The organism is Streptomyces sp. NPDC048637 (assembly GCF_040650675.1).
Taxonomy (GTDB): domain Bacteria; phylum Actinomycetota; class Actinomycetes; order Streptomycetales; family Streptomycetaceae; genus Streptomyces.
Map to the genome: position 1 here is coordinate 111,362 of NZ_JBEZHQ010000001.1, position 19,567 is coordinate 130,928.

At 72.7% G+C, this 19,567-nt stretch carries 19 protein-coding genes and 1 pseudogene; 8 read left to right on the top strand and 12 right to left on the bottom strand.

Going from position 1 to position 19,567, the window contains the following annotated elements; all coding sequences use genetic code 11:
- Positions 1–101: 101 nt before the first annotated feature.
- The 9 genes from AB0C46_RS00600 to AB0C46_RS00640 form a co-directional block, all read right to left on the bottom strand.
- Positions 102–392 carry a hypothetical protein gene (locus AB0C46_RS00600; RefSeq protein ID WP_362824582.1) on the bottom strand — a complete coding sequence of 97 codons (291 nt, stop codon included), beginning with the start codon at positions 390–392 and terminating at the stop codon, positions 102–104.
- Positions 393–1,182: 790 nt separating this feature from the next.
- Positions 1,183–1,434, bottom strand: a complete 252-nt coding sequence (locus tag AB0C46_RS00605; RefSeq protein ID WP_362824584.1) for a hypothetical protein — start codon at positions 1,432–1,434, stop codon at positions 1,183–1,185.
- Positions 1,435–1,765: 331 nt separating this feature from the next.
- The gene (locus tag AB0C46_RS00610; RefSeq protein ID WP_362824585.1) at positions 1,766–2,890 is read right to left on the bottom strand and encodes a PP2C family protein-serine/threonine phosphatase; all 1,125 of its coding nucleotides are present in this window, start codon (positions 2,888–2,890) and stop codon (positions 1,766–1,768) included.
- Positions 2,891–3,083: 193 nt separating this feature from the next.
- Positions 3,084–5,840 (bottom strand): fumarate reductase/succinate dehydrogenase flavoprotein subunit, encoded by a 2,757-nt coding sequence (locus AB0C46_RS00615; protein WP_362825138.1) that lies wholly within the window; start codon positions 5,838–5,840, stop codon positions 3,084–3,086.
- 122 nt (positions 5,841–5,962) lie between these two features.
- Complete coding sequence (locus tag AB0C46_RS00620) at positions 5,963–6,757, bottom strand: ABC transporter ATP-binding protein (RefSeq protein ID WP_362824586.1); 795 nt, start codon at positions 6,755–6,757, stop codon at positions 5,963–5,965.
- Positions 6,754–7,602 (bottom strand): ABC transporter permease, encoded by an 849-nt coding sequence (locus AB0C46_RS00625; protein WP_362825139.1) that lies wholly within the window; start codon positions 7,600–7,602, stop codon positions 6,754–6,756. The genes AB0C46_RS00620 and AB0C46_RS00625 overlap by 4 nt, the downstream gene beginning before the upstream one ends.
- 41 nt (positions 7,603–7,643) lie before the next feature.
- Positions 7,644–9,089 carry an ABC transporter substrate-binding protein gene (locus AB0C46_RS00630; protein ID WP_362824587.1) on the bottom strand — a complete coding sequence of 482 codons (1,446 nt, stop codon included), beginning with the start codon at positions 9,087–9,089 and terminating at the stop codon, positions 7,644–7,646.
- A gap of 13 nt (positions 9,090–9,102) precedes the next feature.
- Positions 9,103–9,330, bottom strand: coding sequence for a ferredoxin family protein (locus tag AB0C46_RS00635; RefSeq protein WP_362824588.1), 228 nt, complete (start codon positions 9,328–9,330; stop codon positions 9,103–9,105).
- Positions 9,331–9,394: 64 nt separating this feature from the next.
- Positions 9,395–10,165, bottom strand: coding sequence for a GntR family transcriptional regulator (locus AB0C46_RS00640; RefSeq protein ID WP_362824589.1), 771 nt, complete (start codon positions 10,163–10,165; stop codon positions 9,395–9,397).
- A 361-nt stretch (positions 10,166–10,526) separates the two neighbouring features.
- On the opposite strand from AB0C46_RS00640, the gene AB0C46_RS00645 reads away from it, so the two are divergent.
- Positions 10,527–11,453: a DMT family transporter gene (locus AB0C46_RS00645; RefSeq protein WP_362824590.1), complete on the top strand. Its 927-nt coding sequence runs from the start codon at positions 10,527–10,529 to the stop codon at positions 11,451–11,453.
- Positions 11,454–11,564: 111 nt separating this feature from the next.
- Here the strand turns inward: AB0C46_RS00645 and AB0C46_RS00650 are convergent, their stop codons facing one another.
- The 3 genes from AB0C46_RS00650 to AB0C46_RS00660 form a co-directional block, all read right to left on the bottom strand.
- Positions 11,565–12,203 (bottom strand): aldehyde dehydrogenase family protein, encoded by a 639-nt coding sequence (locus AB0C46_RS00650; RefSeq protein WP_362824591.1) that lies wholly within the window; start codon positions 12,201–12,203, stop codon positions 11,565–11,567.
- Positions 12,204–12,207: 4 nt separating this feature from the next.
- Entirely contained in the window at positions 12,208–12,288 is an 81-nt protein-coding gene (locus tag AB0C46_RS00655; RefSeq protein ID WP_362825141.1) for a hypothetical protein, read from the bottom strand.
- A gap of 210 nt (positions 12,289–12,498) precedes the next feature.
- Positions 12,499–13,650 (bottom strand): aromatic ring-hydroxylating dioxygenase subunit alpha, encoded by a 1,152-nt coding sequence (locus tag AB0C46_RS00660; RefSeq protein ID WP_362824593.1) that lies wholly within the window; start codon positions 13,648–13,650, stop codon positions 12,499–12,501.
- A gap of 381 nt (positions 13,651–14,031) precedes the next feature.
- Here AB0C46_RS00660 and AB0C46_RS00665 point away from each other — a divergent pair, with 381 nt between their 5' ends.
- From AB0C46_RS00665 to AB0C46_RS00695, 7 genes and pseudogenes are all read left to right on the top strand, one after another.
- Complete coding sequence (locus AB0C46_RS00665; protein WP_362824594.1) at positions 14,032–14,442, top strand: hypothetical protein; 411 nt, start codon at positions 14,032–14,034, stop codon at positions 14,440–14,442.
- 39 nt (positions 14,443–14,481) lie between these two features.
- Complete coding sequence (locus AB0C46_RS00670) at positions 14,482–15,717, top strand: NADH-ubiquinone oxidoreductase-F iron-sulfur binding region domain-containing protein (RefSeq protein ID WP_362824596.1); 1,236 nt, start codon at positions 14,482–14,484, stop codon at positions 15,715–15,717.
- A gap of 13 nt (positions 15,718–15,730) precedes the next feature.
- Entirely contained in the window at positions 15,731–15,922 is a 192-nt protein-coding gene (locus tag AB0C46_RS00675; RefSeq protein WP_362824597.1) for a ferredoxin, read from the top strand.
- 130 nt (positions 15,923–16,052) lie between these two features.
- Positions 16,053–16,538, top strand: a pseudogene (locus AB0C46_RS00680) (3-hydroxyacyl-CoA dehydrogenase family protein); the annotation flags it as partial.
- A gap of 103 nt (positions 16,539–16,641) precedes the next feature.
- On the top strand, positions 16,642–17,253 hold the full coding sequence (locus tag AB0C46_RS00685; protein WP_362824599.1) for a TetR family transcriptional regulator C-terminal domain-containing protein: 612 nt from the start codon (positions 16,642–16,644) through the stop codon (positions 17,251–17,253).
- Between the two features lie 234 nt (positions 17,254–17,487).
- Entirely contained in the window at positions 17,488–18,126 is a 639-nt protein-coding gene (locus AB0C46_RS00690; RefSeq protein WP_362824601.1) for a hypothetical protein, read from the top strand.
- On the top strand, positions 18,123–19,499 hold the full coding sequence (locus tag AB0C46_RS00695) for a nucleotidyl transferase AbiEii/AbiGii toxin family protein (protein ID WP_362824603.1): 1,377 nt from the start codon (positions 18,123–18,125) through the stop codon (positions 19,497–19,499). Before AB0C46_RS00690 ends, AB0C46_RS00695 begins: the two co-directional genes overlap by 4 nt.
- The last annotated feature ends 68 nt before the right edge of the window (positions 19,500–19,567 follow it).

Below are 19,567 nucleotides of genomic sequence, written 5' to 3' on the forward strand. Positions count from 1 at the left end.
GTGCAGGGGCCGGAGCGCGGCGAGCGCTGCTTGCCGGGCCGGGGGAGGCGACCGCTTGCCGGGCCGGCCGGGGCAGGCGCCGGCCGGGTCAGGGCGATGCCCTAATGGGGAAAGAGTTCCTCAAGGGAGGCGTCGGCCCGCTCTCCGCCGCGTACGGCTTCGACGACGGCCTGGTGGAAGGTGCGGCTAGCCTCTTCGGAATCGCACGGGACGGGGCTGCCGGCCATGGTGTACCAGTCCGACGCCCCGGTGTATTGCACAGCTACGTGGGCCAGGTTCTCCGACCAGGTCGTGTGAATGGTCAGGTCACCGTTGATCACGCCGATCTCCGCGGTGCGCACCGCGCCGGGTAGGGCGTGTATCCCCACAGTGGTCCAAGATGCCCAGGTCATGATGTTCCCCTCGGCGACAAGGGCCCCGGCCGGCCGCCGGGCGCGGTCCCTCAAGTTTGGCACTTGAGGTGCGGCAGCGCACCGCATGCGGTGCCACGGATTCCGCACGGAGCGGCAGAGGCCGGGCCGGGCGCCGCTGCCGGGCCGGTCCCGCGCCCCGGAGGAGTGGGGTATCGGGCCGGTGCGCGGCGCTCAGCCCGCCTCCGCCGGCTCGTCCCCGGCGAGGTAGGCGTGGGGGCGCCGGACCCTTCGAGCATCGCGGTGGCGCGCCGGTGAGCTCGGCTTGCCGATGTCCGAGCAATGTGCGCAGGGCGTCGCACACCGAGGTGGGCCGCCAGCTCCCTGATCCGCAGGCCCGACCGCGGGACCGCGGAGTCGTCCGGAGCCTGTCCCGCATCGTTCGGTTCTCCCCCGGAAGATTCCTCAAAGATTTGAAGTTTGAAACTTCAAGGCATGGATGCCGGCCCCCTGACCGACCGCAGCCCACGCTTCATGGTCGCTACGGTCACCGAGGCCATCACCTGCCTGTGGGTGCTGTGGGTGCTGTGCGCGCGCATCGGTTCACCGTCCGTGCCCGGTCGGCGGGCGGCCCGGCACTACGGTTTCGTCCTCGCTGCCGGACGCCGGACGGACGCCGGCCCGCACCCGGCCGATACCGCCCGGCCGTCCCAAGTGCCATGCCGGTGTGGGGACTTGGGCAAAGTCGCGCGGACCGAAGGGCCTGCCCGGTCGGCCGCGTGCGCAGGGGGCGTTTCCGGCCGTACCGAAGCGCAGTCGATGACCGTGAAGCTCAGTCGATGACCGTATGGAAGAAGGTGACGGCGGCGCCGAACGCGGCACCGCCGACGAGGGTGGAGGAAGCCGGGGTGCCGCCGTTGAAGAAGGTGAGCACACCGGCGCCGATTGCGGTGAGGGCGCCAAGGAGGAAAATAACGGCGGCGCGCTGACTCAGCAGGGTTGATCTGTTCTCGGACACATCAACTCCGATCTGCGCGGGAGCGACGGATCGCTCGGTGCGGATGCTGATGCTCTGACTGATCATCTCATCTCCCACCCCGGATTTTCTGTAGCACACGAAGAAATTCCCCAAGGGACGGGGAAATGACGCAACGTGGCGGCGGGCGCGGAGTGATGACGGAGAGGCACGAATGTCGTGGAGCGCCGCGGTAGGACGTGGTGTGTTATGTGGTCGGTCCGGTAGCGCAGAAGGGCGATGACCGAGCGGACCGGCCGGGTTTCGGCGAGTCGCGGCCTGGTCGTGCCGGTTGCGTCCGCGAACAGTTGCCGGCCGCGCCTCAGGACGACCGGGTGGACGAACAGCCGGTATTCATCGACCAGTCCGGCGGCGATGGGCCGTTCAGCGTGGCCTCCGGTCAGCGTTCGGGGCTGCTCCCACTACGGGGGATCCGCATCCGGCCCTCCATCTGCCGGGTGAGGGCGAGGACCGCCATATCGTCGTCGCGCGGCCCACCGGTCCAGCGCTCGACGTCCCGCACCAGGCGGTCGATCACATCCTGTGGCCCCCGGAACGGGCCGTGGCCCGCCAGCTGTGCCGCGGGATCGTAGAACCGTCCGGTACGGTCCCGGGCCTCCGTCACACCGTCGGTGACCAGTAGCAGCGTGCTGCCCACCGGGAACGGCCGGTCGGCCGGGCGGGTCCGTTCCACGCCCAGCGTGCCCATCCCCAGCGGAAGCCCCGGATCGCCGGGCTCCAGGGTGTGCACCTCGTCGTCGTGGCAGAGGTAGGGCGCGGGATGACCGCAGTTCAGCAGCCGCAGCGCCGCGGCCCCGGGGAGGACTTCGCAGATCAGGGCCGTGATGAAGCCTTCCAACCGGTCTTCCTCGGAAGTGTGCTCGCTCTCCCGCAGCAGGGCCCGCTCCATCCGGTCGGCCAGCGTCGCGAGGTCCGGCTCCTCCTCGGCGGCCTCACGGAACGCCCCCAGCAGCACCGACACCGCGCTCACCGCGCCCAGGCCCTTGCCGCGCACATCGGCGATCAGCAGCCGGACGCCGAACGGGGTCCGCTGGACGGCATAGGCGTCGCCACCGATCCGGGCCTCGCTCTGTGCGGCCTGGTAGCGGGCGGCGATGGACAGCGGGCCGATGCGTTCCGGCGGTGCGGGCAGCACGGCACGCTGGGCGGCCTCCGCCACCGAGCGCACCACATCCAGATGGCGTCCATGGCGGGCGATCACCCGATTGACGCCGACCCCCATGAGCGCGGCGAAGAGGGTGTTGATGAGCTCCAGATAGCCCACGAGGTCGCCGGCGGTGCCGTCCTTCACCGTCAGCGCGAAGACGCCGCCGACGATGGCGGCGCCGATCGCCAGGGTGTGCCGCAGGGAGAGCAGCGCACCGGCCGTCACGCTGGCCGCCGTCAGCATCGGGTCGCCCCAATAATCGGCCGGCGAGAACGCGTCCCAGACGAGCCCTCCGGCGACCAGGACGCTCGGAGCGAACTCGACGTATCGGGGCCATCGGGGGGAGAGGGAGGGCATAGGCATTCCTGACCAGCTGTCCATGTCGGCTAGCAGGAATATGCCTGTTTTTGGATGATTTACACCGCAGTCGCCGGGGGCAGCGCCCTGGCGCCCTGGTGTCCTGGCGCCCGGTCAGGGGGCCGCATGCAGTGTGGCGGCTGGGGTGTGCGGGGAGGCCGCCCGACGACCGGGCGGCCTCCCCGCACATGTGTCACCCCTTCGTCGCGAGCCTGGCGTAGGCGCGGACATCGGCGTCCGGGTCGTCCGCGACCGTGGCCAGTGCCTGGCGGGCCTCCGCGCGGCCGGCGTGCGCGCGCAGCGCGAGCACCCCCGCCTTGCGTACGTCCGCATGCCCGTCGGAGAGCGCGGAGCGCAGCGCGGCCACGGCGAGTTCGGGGCCGGCGGCGGCCAGGGCCGTCGCGGCACCGGACCGGACCTGCCAGGCCGGGTCGCCGAGCGCCGCGACGGCCGCCGTGTCATACGGCGGCGGGCAGCCGGTGGTGGCCAGTGCCGCGAGCGCCGCGGCCCGTACGAGGAGATCCTCGTCGCGCAGCGGCACCGCCAGGTCCTCGGGGCCGCCGACCGTACCGAGTCCGTGCGCGGCGGCCACCCGGACCTCACGGGCGGGGTCCCGGGCGGCACGCCGCAGCTCGTCCGCGGCGTCGACGGAGACCAGGGCGCGGACGGCCTGGATGCGTACGTCCACGGCGGGGTCGGTGAGCGCGGTGGCGAAGAGGGTCCGGTCGCCGAGGCGGAGCGCGCGCAGCACCTCCACGGCCGCCGACCGGACGACCGCGTCGGGCCCGTGCGCCGCGGCGGCCAGCGGTGCACGCAGACCGGGCTCCGGCGGGAGGGCCTCGATCAGCTCACGCAAGGAGGCGCCCGCGGCCGCCCGTACGGCGGGGTCGGGATCGGCGAGGGCGGCGGCGAGGGCCTGGCCCGTGCCGGGCGGGACGGTTTCGGTGAGGGTGTCGACGGCGGCGCGCCGTACGGCCGGGTCGGGGTCGGCGAGATACGGGCGGAGCGTCGGGAGGTCCGGCGGGTCCTCGGCGAGGGCGAGGAGTTCAAGGATGCGGGGGGAGGTGCCGGCTCCGGCGTTGGGCGTGGTCCCGGCCGGGATGCCGGGATCGGCTGCCGCGCCGTCCGCCGCCGGAGCACTCACGCCGTCCGCACCCGCCCCCAGGGACCCCACGGGCGGCGTATCCCGCCGCCCCGCCGTCGCGACCTGCTCCGGATGGATTTCGCCGAGGAACCGGGGCGCCCCGCCCACGGGGGTGTACTCGTCGACCGGGACGAGGTAGGGCGCCACCGGGCGGGCCGTGAACTCCATCCTTCCCGTCGCTGATTTCCGCAGATCCAGGTGGTGCAGCCAGTCGGTGTCATCGCTCTCCGGGTGGTCCGTGCGGGCGTGGTAGAGGCCCCAGCGGGACTCGGTGCGGGCCAGCGACGACCGGGCGGCCATTTCGGCGCAGTCGCGGATGAAGCTGACCTCGGCGCAGCGCATCAGCTCGTGCGGGGTGCGGGCGCCCATCCCGGCGAGATCGGTGTGCATCCGCTCGAAGTGCTCGACGGCCAGCGACAGCCGGGCGCCGCTCTTGGGCGGGGCGACATAGTCGTTGACGAAGCGACGGAGCTTGTACTCGACCTGCGGCTGCGGCGGACCGTCGGGGTTCCGCAGCGGCCGGTAGATCAGTTCATGGGCGTCCCGCAGCTGGTCCGCGGGCAACTCGCCCTCGTATGCCGGGTGTTGGGCCGCGTCCGCGCCCGCCAGGTCGCCGAAGACGAAGGCGCCGATCATGTAGTTGTGCGGGACGCAGGCGAGGTCCCCGGCCGCATACAGGCCCAGCACGGTGGTGCGGGCGTGGTCGTCGACGCGGACTCCCGACGCCGAATGTCCGCCGCACAGGCCGATCTCGGAGATATGCATCTCCACGTCATGGGTGCGGTAGTCGTGACCGCGCCCGGCGTGGAAGGTGCCGCGGGTGGGGCGCTCGGTGGTGTGCAGGATCGTCTCCAGGGCGGAGACGGACTCCTCCGGGAGGTGACTCAGCTTCAGGTAGACCGGACCGCGTTCGGAGGCGACCTCGGCCGCGAACTCCGCCATCATCTGCCCCGACCAGTAGTCGGATTCCACGAACCGCTCGCCGTGCCGGTTGACCTGGTAGCCGCCGAAGGGGTTGGCGACGTAGGCGCAGGCCGGGCCGTTGTAGTCCTTGATCAGCGGGTTGATCTGGAAGCACTCGATACCGGTCAGTTCGGCGCCCGCGTGGTACGCCATCGCGTAGCCGTCGCCCGCGTTCGTCGGGTTCTCGTACGTGCCGTACAGATAGCCGGAGGCGGGCAGGCCGAGACGGCCGCAGGCGCCGGTGGCGAGGATCACCGCGCCCGCCCGGACCGTGACGAAGTGTCCGGTGCGGGTGTGGAAGCCCGCCGCCCCGACCGCCCGGCCACCGGAGGTCAGTACCCGCACCGGCATGATGCGGTTCTCGATACGGATCCGCTCGCGCATCTCCCGCCGGCGCAGCTGCCGGTAGAGGACCTTCTTGACGTCTTTGCCCTCCGGCATCGGCAGCACATAGGAGCCGGAGCGGTGCACCTGGCGGACCGCGTACTCGCCGTGTTCGTCCTTCTCGAACTTCACGCCGTACGACTCCAGCCGCTGCACCATCGCAAAGCCCCGGGTCGCGGTCTGGCGGACGGTGGACTGGTCGACGATGCCGTCGTTGGCGCGGGTGATCTCGGCGACATAGTCGTCGGGTTCCGCGCGGCCCGGGATGACGGCATTGTTGACCCCGTCCATGCCCATGGCGAGCGCGCCGGAGTGGCGGACATGCGCCTTCTCCAACAGCAGGACGGATGCGCCGTGTTCGGCGGCGGTGAGCGCCGCCATCGTCCCGGCGGTACCCCCGCCGATGACGAGGACATCGCAGGACAGCTCCTCGGCGGAGTCGAGGGCGGGGATCGCCATGGTGTCCATGGTCCCGCCGGCGGTGCCTTCCGGCATGACAGTTGCCTTTCGCCTGCCGGGTCACGTCCGATGACGTGCCGGTCATGTCGGTGGGGTTTCGGGCCGTGCCCGTGCCGGTCCCGTCAGGAACCGGGCCGGCCGTCCAGGGACGCGAGCACCTCGCGGCGCAGGGCGACCGTCGCCGGATCGGCGTGCGCCGCGCGGACGCGGGGCCGCGGTACGTCCAGCACCCGGCCGGTGCCCAGCAGCGCGACCCGGTCGCCCAGGAACAGCGCCTCGTCCACGTCATGGGTGACGAAGACGACGGTCGCCTGGGTGCCGCTCAGCGCCGTCACCAGCAACTGCTGCATCCCGGCCCGGGTCGGTGCGTCGAGCGCACCGAACGGTTCGTCCATCAGGACCGCGCGCGGCCGTCCGGCCAGCGCGCGGGCCAGCTGGGTGCGCTGCCGCTGGCCGCCGGAGACCTGGTGCGGCAGCCGGGCGGCGTGCTCGGTGAGCCCGACCCGGGCCAGCCAGACCTCGGCCCGCGCCCGGCGCTGCGCGCGGGCCACTCCCCGGACGGCCAGCGGGAGTTCCACGTTGGCCCGCAGGCTGCGCCAGGGCAGCAGCGCGTCCTCCTGGAAGACCAGCGCCCGGTCGGCGGCCGGCCCCTCGACCGGCTCGCCGTCCTGGGTCAGCCGGCCACCGAGGAGCGGCAGCAGCCCGGCCAGCGTGCGCAGCAGAGTGGACTTGCCGCAGCCGGACGGCCCGACGACGGTGAGGATCTCGCCCGCGGCGACATCGAGGTCCAGGTGGTCGAGGACGGGAGCGCCGGGCCGTCCGAGCACGGCGTCGCCCAGGGTCAGCCGGAGGCCCGGTGCGGGTGGCTGCGCCGGGGCCGCCGGGGTGGTTCCGGTACTGGTCTCGGTCCGGGTCATGACGGCTCCCCGGGTGCCGTCCGGACCGTCCGCCGTCGGAACCGGCCGCCCGCAGACGCCCCCGGCCCGTGCGCAGTACGCGGCAGCCATCGCGTCAGGCGTCGCCCCAGCCGTTCCACCGCCGTGGAGGTGCACCGGCCGAGCAGGCCGATGGTGGCCATCCCGACGAAGACCCCCGGGTAGTCGACGATGGTGTAGTCCTGCCAGGTGCGATAGCCCACGCCGTACTCGCCGGAGATCATCTCGGCGGAGATCACACAGATCCACGAGACACCGATGCCCACCGACAGTCCGCCGAGGATGCCGGGCAGCGCCCCCGGCAGCACCACCGACCGCAGCACCCGCCACCGGCCCGCGCCCATGGTGCGGACCGCCTCCTCCCAGACGGGTGTCAGCGCCTGTACCGCGTGCCGGGTGGAGACCGTGACCGGGAAGAACGCGGCGGTGCATGTGATGAAGACGATGCCCTGTTCATTGCTGGGGAACAGCAGGATCGCCACCGGCACCAGCGCGATCGCCGGTATCGGGCGCAGCACTTCGAGCAGCGGACCGAACAGGTCGGAGACGACAGGGGAGCGGGCGAGGGCGGTGCCGACGGCGACGCCGAGGACGGCCGCGAGGGCGAAGCCGCCGACGATCCGGGTCAGGCTGTGGGAGACGTCCTGCCAGTACGTGGCCGTGCCCAGCCGCTGGGCGAACTCACGGGCCGTCTCGGCGACCGTGGGGAACTGGGAGAACCGCAGCCACAGGTTCACCCGGAACTGGGCGAGCAACTGCCACCCGGCGAGCGCCGCGAGGAGCGCGGCGGTGATCCGGGCGTAGCGGATCCAGGGCCCCCGGCGCAGGCCGGTCCGTCCCGTGCGGTCGGCCGTTGTGGCGGGCGCGCTCACCGGGCCTGCTCCAGAGCGGCGGGGTAGCTGAGGGTGCGGGCACCGCGGTGCCGCCGCGTCCAGGCGTCGGCGGTGGCCCGGGTGGCGAAGGGCAGCAGCCGTGCGCCGTCGTGGACCCAGACCGCCTTGTCGGCGAACCAGCGGCTGCCGGTCGTCGTATCGGCCACATACGCGGCACGCACCCGGTCGCGATGAGCGGCGACGAACCGGAGCAGAGCCTGCGGACCGGCGAAGGAATGCGTCCGGCCCGCACCGCGCAGCCACACCTCGTGGGGCGACGGGTGAGCGGTGGCGCGCACGGCCCGGGTGTAATCACTGCCGTAACTCTGCTTGAGATAGCGGTCGTTGACGAAGGAGTCCACATCGACCGGCCCGGTCAGCCTGGCCGCGCGCAGCACTGGGACGTCCTTCTTCAGCGCGGCGATCAGCTGCGGCTTGAGGGTGGGATCGAAGGTGGCGATGCCGCCGGCGCCGTTGTAGAGGTAGACCACCTCGGGCGGCAGCCCGGTGGCCCTGGCAACCCGCTGCGCGGCGTCGACGGGGTGGCGCTGCAGATAGCGGGTCGCGTCCCGCTGTGCGGTGAGGAACGCCCGCACCACGGCCGGGCGCCGGGTGGCGAACGCGTCCCGTACGGTCACGCCGTGGAAGGTGGGCAGGTCGAGCGCGCCCCCGTCGTAGAGCGCCTGCGCCGTGCCCTGGAAGGTGAGCAGCCCCGGCCAGGCCACGAACTGCGACAGGGCGTCCGCGCTGCCCGACCGGAGCGCCGAGGCCCCCACCGCCGGCTGCTGGTTGAGCTGGTGGATGTCCTGCTCCGGATCGATCCCGGCCCGCCGCAGGGCCCGCACCAGAGTGCCGTCCGACGCCGAGCCGACGCTGCTGGAGACCTTCTTGCCGCGCAGGTCCCGCAGCGAGCGCAGCGTCGAACCGGGCTTGGTGACAATGGTGTTGAGCGCCCCGCGCAGGTTGTAGCCGGTCACCGAGACCAGCCGGGTGGGGGCGTGCAGCTGCTTGCCGCGGGCGGCGTTGATGAGCAGCGGGAAGTCGCCCATCGAGCCGATGTCGACCTTCCCGGCGACCATCTGCGCGGTGATCGGCGCACCGGTCGCATAGTCCTGCCACCGCACCTTGTACACCCTGCCGTCCCGCTTGCCCTGGGCGCGCAGCGCCCGCTCGAAGGAGCCGAGTTGGCGCAGCAGGGTGCCGGCGGTGACCGTGTTGATGGTCTTGGACTGGTAGCCGACGGTCACGGTGACGGTTTTGCCGTCCGAGGCGTCCGCGGGTGTGCCGCAGGCGCTGAGCGAGCCCAGCAGCAGAGCGGAGACCAGCGCCGCGGTGCGCGCACGGCGACGAGCCCGGTGCGGGGCGGCAATCGGGGATACGGGGGTGGACGGCGAGGGGGACGGGGACGGCGGGAACGGGGAGCCCGTGAATCGGGAGCTCATGAACGGGGGCCTCTCATCGCAACAGATAGGGCATGTTGACCGTGACCGCGCCGGTGGGACAGCGAGCGGCGCACGGGCCGCAGTACCAGCACTCGTCGACGTGCATGTAGGCCTTGTTGCTCGACGGGTCGATGGCGAGCGAGTCCAGCGGGCACATGTCGACGCACAGCGTGCAGCCGTCGATGCACTGGGATGCGTCGATGGTCACGGGGACGTCGGCGCGCTGGGGGACAAGAGGCATGGCGGTCTCCAGGGCATGACGGGGGAGCGGACGAGGGTGGTGCGGGGAGTGGGCGGGGGGCGGCTCAGACCGTGCGGCGCAGCAGGCCCCGCATGGTGAGGCGATCGCCGCGGAAGCGGATGAACTCCAGGTCGACGGGGGTGCCGTCGGCGAGATGGGTGAGACGTTCGAGCATCAGCACGGCGGTGCCGCGCGGCGCCTCCAGCACGGCGGCGGAGTGCGCATCGGCATTGACGGCCTCCAGGGTGATCTCGGCGGTGCCCAGCGGCTGTCCGGCGGTCTCCTCGATCAGCCGGAAAACGTCGTTGTTCTCCAGGTCGGCGTCGAGCAGGGCCAGCCCGATGTGCATCGGGACATAGGTCAGGTCCAAGGACAGCGGCAGACCGTCGAGCCTGCGCAGCCGCTCCACGTAGAGCACCTCGGAGCGCGGCGGGATCCGCAGTCGGTCCGCCACCGGGGCCGGAGCCGCGACCGGGCTGATGGTGCGCACCTCATTGGTGACCCTGCCGTGCGGGTGCAGGATCTCGGCGAGTCCCATCAGCCGGTCGAGCGCATGCGGGTACTTCTGACCCACCACCACCGTGCCCACACCCGGCTGACGCGCCACGAGCTGTTCGGCGCGCAGCAGGTCGAGGGCCTGGCGGACGGTGTTGCGGGAGACGCCGTAGTCCGCGCCGATCACCTCCTCGTGCGGCAGGACGCCGCTGGGGAAGCCGCCCCCGAGCACCTGGTGGCGCAGCAGGTCGGCGAGCTGCCGGGCGTGGTCAGCGCGGAGCCGGCGACGGCGCGCGGCCGCTACCGGAGTAGTGTGCTGGCGGGTGCGTTCGGCTGGCATGCGGTGGACCATACCGACGGGATCCGGCCAGTGGTGTTGCCGCAGTGTTGCGCCACCTGCCGCCGGGTGGGACGCGGCTGTGACCTGGTGGTTCGACGCTGAGACGACAAGATCTGCCACCCCGGGGACCGCCGCCCGGAGCCGCGGAGGCGGCCGCCCGGCACCCCGGACCGGACACCCCGGCACCCGGGAAGCATCCGTCCGGCTCAGCGAATGCGGCCCTCCGGCGCCCGTGTCGCCGGGCGGTCCGCGTCGGCCGCCGGATAGCGTCGAAGCCCAGTACAGCGCCGCCCCGCTGCCGCCCGACCACCGTGGCGCGGGCCCCGCCCAGGTGCCCGGGTGGCCGACGAGGAGGTGGGCCGTGACCACATGGCCGGCCGTACTGTTCGCACTGCTCGCGGCGGCCAGCAACGCGCTGGCCACGGTCCTGCAGCGGCGCGCCGCCCGTACGGTTCCGCTGTCCGCCGGGCTGCGCCTCGGTCTGCTCGTCGACCTGCTGCACCGTGCCGTCTGGCTCGGCGGGATGCTCGCCGTCGTCGCCGCGGCCTGCTTCCAGGCGCTGGCACTGTCGCAGGGCGCACTGTCGGTGGTGCAGCCGCTCTTCGTCCTCGAACTGCCCCTCGCCCTGCTCATCGGACGGGTCCTCCTCGGCGGACAGATCCCCCGTGCCGGCTGGATCGGCGTGGGGCTGCTCGTCGTCGGCCTCGGATCCGCCCTCGCCGCCGCCGCGCCCACCATCGGCACCACCCACGCCCCCTTCGACCGCTGGGTGCCCGCCCTGGTGGTCTGTGCCGCGGTGATCGTCGCGGCGGTCGGTGCTGCGCTCCGCCGCGGGGCGGGCGGGGTACGGGCCGCCTGCTTCGCCGGGGCCACAGCGGTCGGGTACGCCCTCACCGCGGCCATGTTGAAGGACGCCACCCACGCCTGGCAGACCGGCGGCCCCGCCGCGTTCTTCAGCACCTGGCAGACCTATGGCTTCGCCGCCGCCGGAGTGCTGGCCATCTTCCTCCTGGAGAACGCCATGCAGTCGGGCCCGCTGACCGCCTCGCAGCCGGTTCTCACCCTCGGCGACGCGCTGGTGAGCCTGTCGCTGGGCGTCACCCTGTACGACGAACGGGTACGGACCGGCTGGTGGCTGGTGCCCGAGGCGGTGGGCGTCGGGCTGGTGCTGTGGGGCGCCGTGCTGCTCTCCCGCGTCGCACTGGCCCGGGATCTGACAGGTGCTCAGGACCAGGTGCCGGCCGCCGCCCACGACCGTGGTGCGGCACCCGGAACGGCGGACACGTGAGCGCCGCGCGACGCCGAGAGCTCCCGGGCCGGGGCCTGTCCGATGAGCCAGGGGCGGACCCGGCCACGACCCATCGGACAGGCCCCTCGGCCGCGCCCGGGAGCCGCCGCCTCACAGCATGACGTGCTTGACCTGCGTGTAGTCCAACAGGCCCGCGAGGGACAGATCGCTGCCGTAGCCGGAGTGCTTGACCCCGCCGAGCGGCATCTCCGACACCGTGGTGCCATGGGTGTTCACCCAGACGATCCCGGTGTGCAGCGCGCGGGTGGCCCGCATCGCCCGTGCGTGGTCGGCGGTCCACACACTCGCCGCCAGACCGAACCGGACCCCGTTCGCCAGCCGGAGCGCCTCGGCCTCGTCGGTGAAGGGCTGCACCGTGACGACCGGGCCGAAGATCTCCTCCTGCACGATCTCGTCGCTCTGGCGCACCCCCGCAACGACCGTGGGGGAGTGGAACCAGCCCGGCCGCCCCGGTGCCGTACCTCCCGTCACCACCTCGGCATGGTCCGGCAGACGGCTCAACAGGGCTTGTACGGAGGCACGTTGGGCCGCACTGTTGAGCGGACCGTAGTCGGCGGCCGGATCGCCGGGCGGCCCGGTCCGCAGCGCGTGCGCCGCCGCCGCGAACGCGGCCACGAAGGCGTCGTAGCGGCGGTGGTGCACCAGAAACCGGGTGGGAGCGGTGCAGTCCTGGCCGGCGTTGTAGTACGCCACGGCCGCGAGCTCGGCCGCGGTCGCCTCGGGGTCCACATCCTCATGGATGGACCAGGACCGGCGCGTTCCCGCCCAGTTCCAGATGCACCCGTTTGAGATCCGCCGCGGCGGTGGCGGCGATCTCCTGCCCGGCCCGGACAGAACGGCGCGCCGGGACGGAGGCGGGGGTTCCTCGGGGGACATGAGGTCCTCTCCGTAGGGGATGAGCGCTGCTTCAGGGAGCGGTCACGGATGCACGGAAGCCCTGTCCTCCGTGAGGGACCTGTCAGCCGTGGCGCGGGGCGTCGCGCGCCGAGGGGGACGGCTCATGGCGCTGTCTCACCGGTGGGGGTCAGCGCATCGCGCCACCGAGGTCGGTGCGTACCCGCTCGGCGAACCAGCCGACCGCGGCTTCCCGGCGGGACAGGGGGCCCGGCTCGAAGCCCGGGGTGCCGAGGCCTTTTTGCACCCGGGCCACCAATTCGACGTCTTCGTCATTGGTGATCCAGCCGATGTGGATGTTGAGCCGGCGCGCGAGCCGGGTCCGGGCACTCGTCCCGCGGTGCGTGTAGAAAGCGCCGGGAACAGCCACCCGGTCGACCGCCGTCGGTATGGCGGTCCAGGCAAGCACATGGTCGGGGTAGAAGTCGATGAGTGTGTTGGGGTAGATCACCGCGTACCGCCAGATCCGCCGGTCGGCCTCGGTCAGACCCGGCATGGGGGAGGCGAGGCGCTGGTAGAGCCGCTCGGCCCAGTTCGAGGACGGCTTGTCGCGCAGCGGCGAGGCGAAGAGGACGTAGGACTCGTCGATCTCGCTGGTGTAGCCCTGGTAGTCGAGGAGGCGCATCAGCCCGGGGTGGGCGACCGGGACGTGATAGCCCTCCAGGTAGTTGTCGACGGCGACCTTCCAGTTGGCGTGCTGGACTTCCGCGCCGGCCAGATCGTGGATGCGGCTGCGTCCTACCGGCACCAGATCGGCCCCCGCATAGTGGCCGACGGCCTCCGCCAGCCCGGCGCACTGCTCCGCCAGCGGAACGGCCCCCGGATCGAGGTTGGCGAAGACGAACCCCAGGAACGACTCCACCCGGACCGGGAAGAGACCGAGGGCGGGCTTGTCCAGGCAGGGGATCTGGCGTGCTTCGGGCGCACCGACCAACCGTCCGTCGAGCTTGTACGTCCACCCGTGATACGGGCAGCGGATGGCCTTGCCGGACGCCTCGGGAGCGGAGACCAGGCGGGTGCCGCGGTGCCGGCACACATTGAGGTGCCCGGCCAGGGTGCCGTCCTCGGTACGGACGACCAGTACCTCGCGGTCGGCGACGGTGGCGGCGAGCCGTGCGCCGGGACCGGGGAGATCGGACTCATGGCACACGAGCTGCCAGGACCTGGCGAAGATGTGCCGCGTCTCGGCGGCGGCCGTGGCCGGGTCGGTGTAGTAGCGGGCGGCCAGTGCCTGCCCGGGGACATCCTGTTCCGTCGGTGCCGTGGTGGCTTCGGGGTGCATCGGGTCACTCCTCCATGCCGCACGGGGTGCCCGGGGCCGTGGCGGCAGGGCGCGGTGGAAAGTCCCTGGACCGGCGCACCGGAACCGTGCTGACTAATTGGTCAGTCAGATTGCTGGCGGGTTTCAGTGAAGTCAAGACTTGTATCCTAGTATCCTGACTAATTGATTAGTTAGCTTAGTGCCATCGCCGCTCCGGCGCTCCACTGCTCCGGCGCTCCGAGCACGGATCGGCGGAAGCGAGCGGGCGCGCCGCGCCCCGACCCGTCGGCCGAACCCCCGCAACGGCACCTCGCCCCGGCACCGAGCCACGGCAACCGCCCCACACCCAGCTGCCCTGACCCGAGCCGTGCCGGCACCCCACCCCTCTCCCCGGAGGCACGCATGAGCGGTCGTCGGAACCTGATCTGGCTCGGGCTCACCCCCGAACCCGAACGGGAACTGCCCGCCACCGTCGCGGCCCTGCGCACCGCCGCGCGGCGGATGACGGACGCCCCCGCAGAGGCGACCGAGGCCGAACGACGCCGCGTCGAGCGCCTGATCCTGCACGGCACCCAGCACGGCTGGCTCCGCTACCTCGCCGAGGTGACCGGCCTGGTGACCGCGGTCGCCGGCCGTACCCGCCCCGGCGACCGCCGGGCCGCACTCCGTGCCGCGGAGGTCGTGCTCGACCACCACCGCATGCTGATCGGTCTCCCCGGACCGGGCTACGACCGGACGGCCGCGGACCGCAGCGCCCTGGAACGCGCGGTGCGCACCCTGCGCACCACCCCACCGGACGGAGACCGAGGATGACCGGGACCAACTCCCTGATACCGCCGGGGACCCCCCTCCGTGCTCGGCGCGGCACCGGGCGTGACCGAGGACGCCAGGGCGTACGCGGCCACCGGCGGCTACCGCACGGCGATCGGCGCGGCGGAGCTCCTCGACCGGATCGACGACGGTCTGCGCGGACGAGGCGGCGCCGGCTTCCCCACAGGCGCGAAACTCCGCGCCGTCCGCGACGCCGGGCGCCGCCCCGTCGTCGTGGCGAACGGAGAGGAAGGGGAGCCCGGCTCCGTCAAGGACCGCTGGCTGCTGCGGGCCCGGCCGCATCTGGTCCTGGACGGGCTGGCGCGGGCCGCGGAGATCGCCGGTGCGGAACGCGGCTACGTCTACGTCTCCGACACCGCGGCGGGCGAACGGATCCGCCGGGCGCTCGCCGAACGGACACCTCAGCTGCCGTGCGATGTCGTCGACACTCCGCACACCTATGTCGCGGGGGAGGAGACCGCCGTGGTCCGCCGGATCAACGGCGGCCCCGCCCTCCCCACCGCCAAACCGCCCCGCCCTTATCAGCAGGGCGTCGGCGGTGCACCGACCTTCGTCGCCAACGTCGAGACCCTGGCCCGGATCGCGCTCATCGCCGCACAGCCGGACCGCCGGCGCCGCACCGCCCGCGCCACTCTGGTGACGCTCGCGGGCGGTGGCGCCGAACCCCTGCTCGCCGAGGTGCCCTACGGCTGCACCCTGCGGACCCTGGCGCGGGCCCAGGTCACCCCCGAGCCGGCCGGCGCCCTCATGGGCGGCCTCTTCGGCGGGCTGATCGGGCCCGGTGATCTCGACCTCGCGCTGGACCCCGACACCCTCGCGGCCGCGGGTACCGGACTGGGCTGCGGGGCGATCCGCTTCCTCACCCCCGGCGAGTGTCCGGTGTCCCTCGCCTCCGCCGCCCTCGCCCATCTCGCCGCCGAGAGCGCCCGGCAGTGCGGCATCTGCGTCGCGGGCACCGGCTCCCTCCGCGACGCCGTCGGCGCCCTGACGAACGGAACCGCCGACTCCGGACTCCTCACGAGACTGCAGCGCTGGTCCACCTCACTGCCCGGCCGCGGCGCCTGCGGTCTGCTCGGCGCCGCGGCGGGCACGGCCGGCAGCCTGCTGCGCGCCTTTCCCCACCTGGTCCGCTCCCACCTCGACGGCCCCTGCCCGGGCTGCGCCGCGCCCGCGGACAGCGGCCGGCTCACCGTGCCCGTCCCGCACGTCGCCCGCCGGACCGTGCCCCGCCCGCGCTCCGCCCCCGCTCCCCGCTGAAAGGACGACCGCCGTGAAACTCCGTCTCGACGCCACCCGCTGCCAGGGCTACGGCCTGTGCCAGGAACCCGCACCGGACCTCATCGACCTCGACGATTTCGGCTATGCCGCCGTCGTCGCCGACCCCGCGCCGGGCGCCACCGAGGCCGCCGCCCGGGCCGCCGCCGAGGCCTGCCCCAACTCCGCGCTCCGGCTGGAGAGGTGACCATGGGACGTGATCTGTCGGCCCTGTTCGACCCGAAGTCGGTCGCGGTGGTCGGTGCCAGTGACGACCCGGCGAAGTACGGCCATGCGGTCGCCGCCCAGGCCCTGCGGGCACCCGACCGCCGGCCCGCATCCGCCTCGCCGCCGCCACCGCACGCCCCCAGCAGGTCATCGGCCTGCACTTCTTCAACCCCGTGCCGGTGCTGCCGCTCGTCGAGCTGGTGCCCTCCCTGCTGACCGGCGACGACACCACCCGCAGGACACACACCTTCGCCGCCGACGTACTGGGCAAGGAGGTCGTGCACGCCGCGGACCGTGCCGGGTTCCTCGTCAACGCCCTGCTCGTCCCCTACCTGCTGGACGCGGTGCGGATGGTCGAGTCCGGCGCGGCCTCGGCGGACGACATCGACCGGGGGATGCGGCTGGGCTGCGCCCACCCGCTGGGGCCGCTCGCGCTGGCCGATCTGATCGGCCTCGACACGACCCGGGCGATCGCCGAGTCGCTGTACGGGGAGTTCCGTGAACCCCGCTACGCGCCCCCGCCGCTGCTGGCCCGGATGGTGGAGGCCGGCTACCTCGGCCGCAAGTCGGGCCGGGGCTTCCACCGCTACCGATGAGCTCACCCGCGACGGACGGCCGGAGGCGGCGATGCGGGAAGATGGACGGGGCGGGCCCGCCGGGCCCGCCGAGGACACCGACACCGATCCGGGGAGCACTCACGTGGCCAAGGCTGAACGCACTCTCGATACGCGGGAACGGATCCTGTCCGCCGCGTGCGAAGTGATTGCCGAGGTCGGCTTCGAGAAGATCCGTATGCGGATGGTCGCGGAGCACGCCGGGGTGTCCACCGCCCTGCTCCATTACCACTTCGAGAACCGTGAGCGGCTCTTCGCCGAGGCGATGACCCACTCCTTCGCACAGACCGGTACGGAACTCGAACGGGACGCCGACACGGTGCCCGCCTCCGTGGTCCTGGCCCGCATTCTGCACAACATGCTGCCCACGGACCCGGAACTGCGGCAGGACTGGCGGCTCTGGCAGGAACTGTGGGTGCGGGCCCTGCGCGACGAGACCGCCCAGCATCTCGCCGTCGACCTCTACGACCAGCTGCACACATGGATCGGCCAGGCCATCCGCCGGGGCATCGCGTCGGGTGAGTTCACCGAGTGCGATGTGGAGGCGACCAGCACGCTGCTGCTCGCTCTGAGCGACGGATTCGGTATCCGGCTGATGCTGGGCGACCCGCGGATCGACCTCCCCGCCGCTCAAGCGGCCATCTGGCGGGCCGTCGCGGGAACACTCGGCGTTCCCGACGCCTTCCCCGAGATCTGAGCCGCGGGCCGGCACGCCTCGGCCGCCCCCGCCGATGTCGCCTGGGCCCGCCGGGTCACCTCACCGAGGACTCCCGTACCACCACCCTCACCTGAAGCGGCCCGGCGGACGACGCCAGGGCACGGCCGCCGGATGCTGTGTGATCATCTCGGGATGAGAACGCGTGACGGGGCAGCAGTGCCCGGATGCAGGGCGGAGGCGGCCCGGAGGCCTGCTTTCGCGGGGGAGTTCGAGGTGCATCTCACCGTCCGGGACGACGGGGACCGCGAGGTGGCCGGGCACCTGGCCGTCTACGCGGCGGCACACCACATGAAGTGCGTCCACATCCTGCTGGAACAGGGGGAGGTGACCTCGCAGCCGATGCTGACGCTGCGCGGGGCCGGGACGTACGAGGAGGTCCGGTCCCAGGCCGCCGGGAAGGCGGACGGGTTGCGGGCCGCGGGGTTCGACGTGGTGCGGACGAAGATCGAGGCCACGCCGTGGAGCGCGGGCGTACCCGGCACGGACGAAGAGGCCGCGGAGCTCGGTCCCGACTACTACTTCGAGCACCACCTCAAGCTGGTACTGGCGCGCTCCGCTCCCGCCGGCTCCCTGCTCGCCCTCGCCGTCCGGCACGGCGCGCACCTCTCGCGCAACGCACGGCGGGCGCGGTCCGACGGCCGGGTGGAGCGCTTTGTGACCCAGCGGTGCCGGATGGTGGGCCTGGCGACCGCGGGGCAGCGGCTGGACGCCCTGTCGGGGCAGCTGCGGTCCGCGGGTCACCGGATAGCCTCCGTCGAGCGGGAGTTCGTGGTCCACGACGGGAATCTGGCGCTGGACGCGGGCTGGCTGGACGAGGAGTGTGCGGTGACGGGGGAGAGGACCGGCTCATGACGGGGACCGACGAGACGGGTACGGCGGCGAAGTGGCGGGCGTTCCAGTACGGACCGTGGGAGGACACGGCGGTCGTGCCCCGGGCCCGGCCCGACGAGGTGACGCGGGCGGAGATGGATCTGCCGGCCACCCTGCTTCCCGTACCGGATGACGGTGTGGTGCAACGCCCGGTGTTCGACCCCGCGGCAACCCATCATGTCTTCGGGATGCGCCTGGGCGAGCCGAGCTTCGCTGACCCGGCCGTGGGGGAGCGCTGGTACGAGGCGCGGCGGCATGCGCTGCATCACGTACTCACCGCGATTGCGCAGTCCCCGTGGGCCGGCCATCTCGTGCTCCGCGGCAGCATGCTGCTCAAGTCGTGGTTCGGGGACGCGGCACGGGAGCCGGGGGACCTCGACTTCGTCGTGGTGCCGGAGACCTGGCAGCTGGCGGACGACCGTACGGACCGGATGCTCGACGGCATCGCCGCCGCGGCCGAGGCGCTGTCCCACCACGGCGGTCCGGTACGCCTGGACGCGCATGCTTCGGTCGGCGACGAGATCTGGTCGTACGACCGGGTGCCGGGCCGGCGGCTCGTCATCCCGTGGACGGCCGAAGCCGACGGTGTACCGGCGGGAAGCGTGCAGCTCGACTTCGTCTTCAACGAGCGGCTGCCCGTGCCCGCGGAGCCGACCGAGATCCGCGGACCGCAGAGCACGGCACCGGTCACGGTCCGTGCGGCGACCCGTGCGCTGTCGCTCGCCTGGAAGGTGCTCTGGCTGGTGAGCGACCGGCATCCCGAGGGCAAGGACCTCTACGATGCCGTGCTGCTCGCCGAGTGCACCGAGCTGCCGTACGCCCTGTTCCGCGAGGTGTTCCGGGGCGTGGACGACGGCATCTTCGACCGGTATCCGGTGCTGTGGGAGAGCCTCCACAGGATCGAACGTGACTGGTTCGAGCTCCGCAAGGAGTACCCGGACCGTACCGGGTTCACGACCCCGGACCCGTACGTCGAGCACGCGTACGCCCACCGCCTCGTGGCGGCTCTGGAGCCCACCTTCGCCATGGACGACGGCAGTGGCGCCACCGCCGCCCACCAGCAACGGGTGGCCTGGTTCGCGTCGCTCACCGCGGAATGCGCGGGCGTCCTTGCCGAGCGGGGCATGGACGCGGTGCAGAACCTGCTGCTGGAGCGGAACATGCCGTTCGCCAACACGGTCCTCATCACAGGGGAGCTGTCCGGCCGCGACCGGTGTGCCCTGCAGGATGCGGCCGCCGTGGTGGCGGCGTTCCGCGAGGACCATCCGGCTGTCGGCCGGCGGTCCTGGCTGCTCGCCGACCCGGATGAGGCGGTGCGGCAGCTGAGCGGAGACGAGACCGGCACGGCGGGCTGAGCGGGCGCCCGCCGCCGGGCCCGTGGAACCGAAGCACGACTGCGACACCGCGGCCCCGGCTGCTCCGG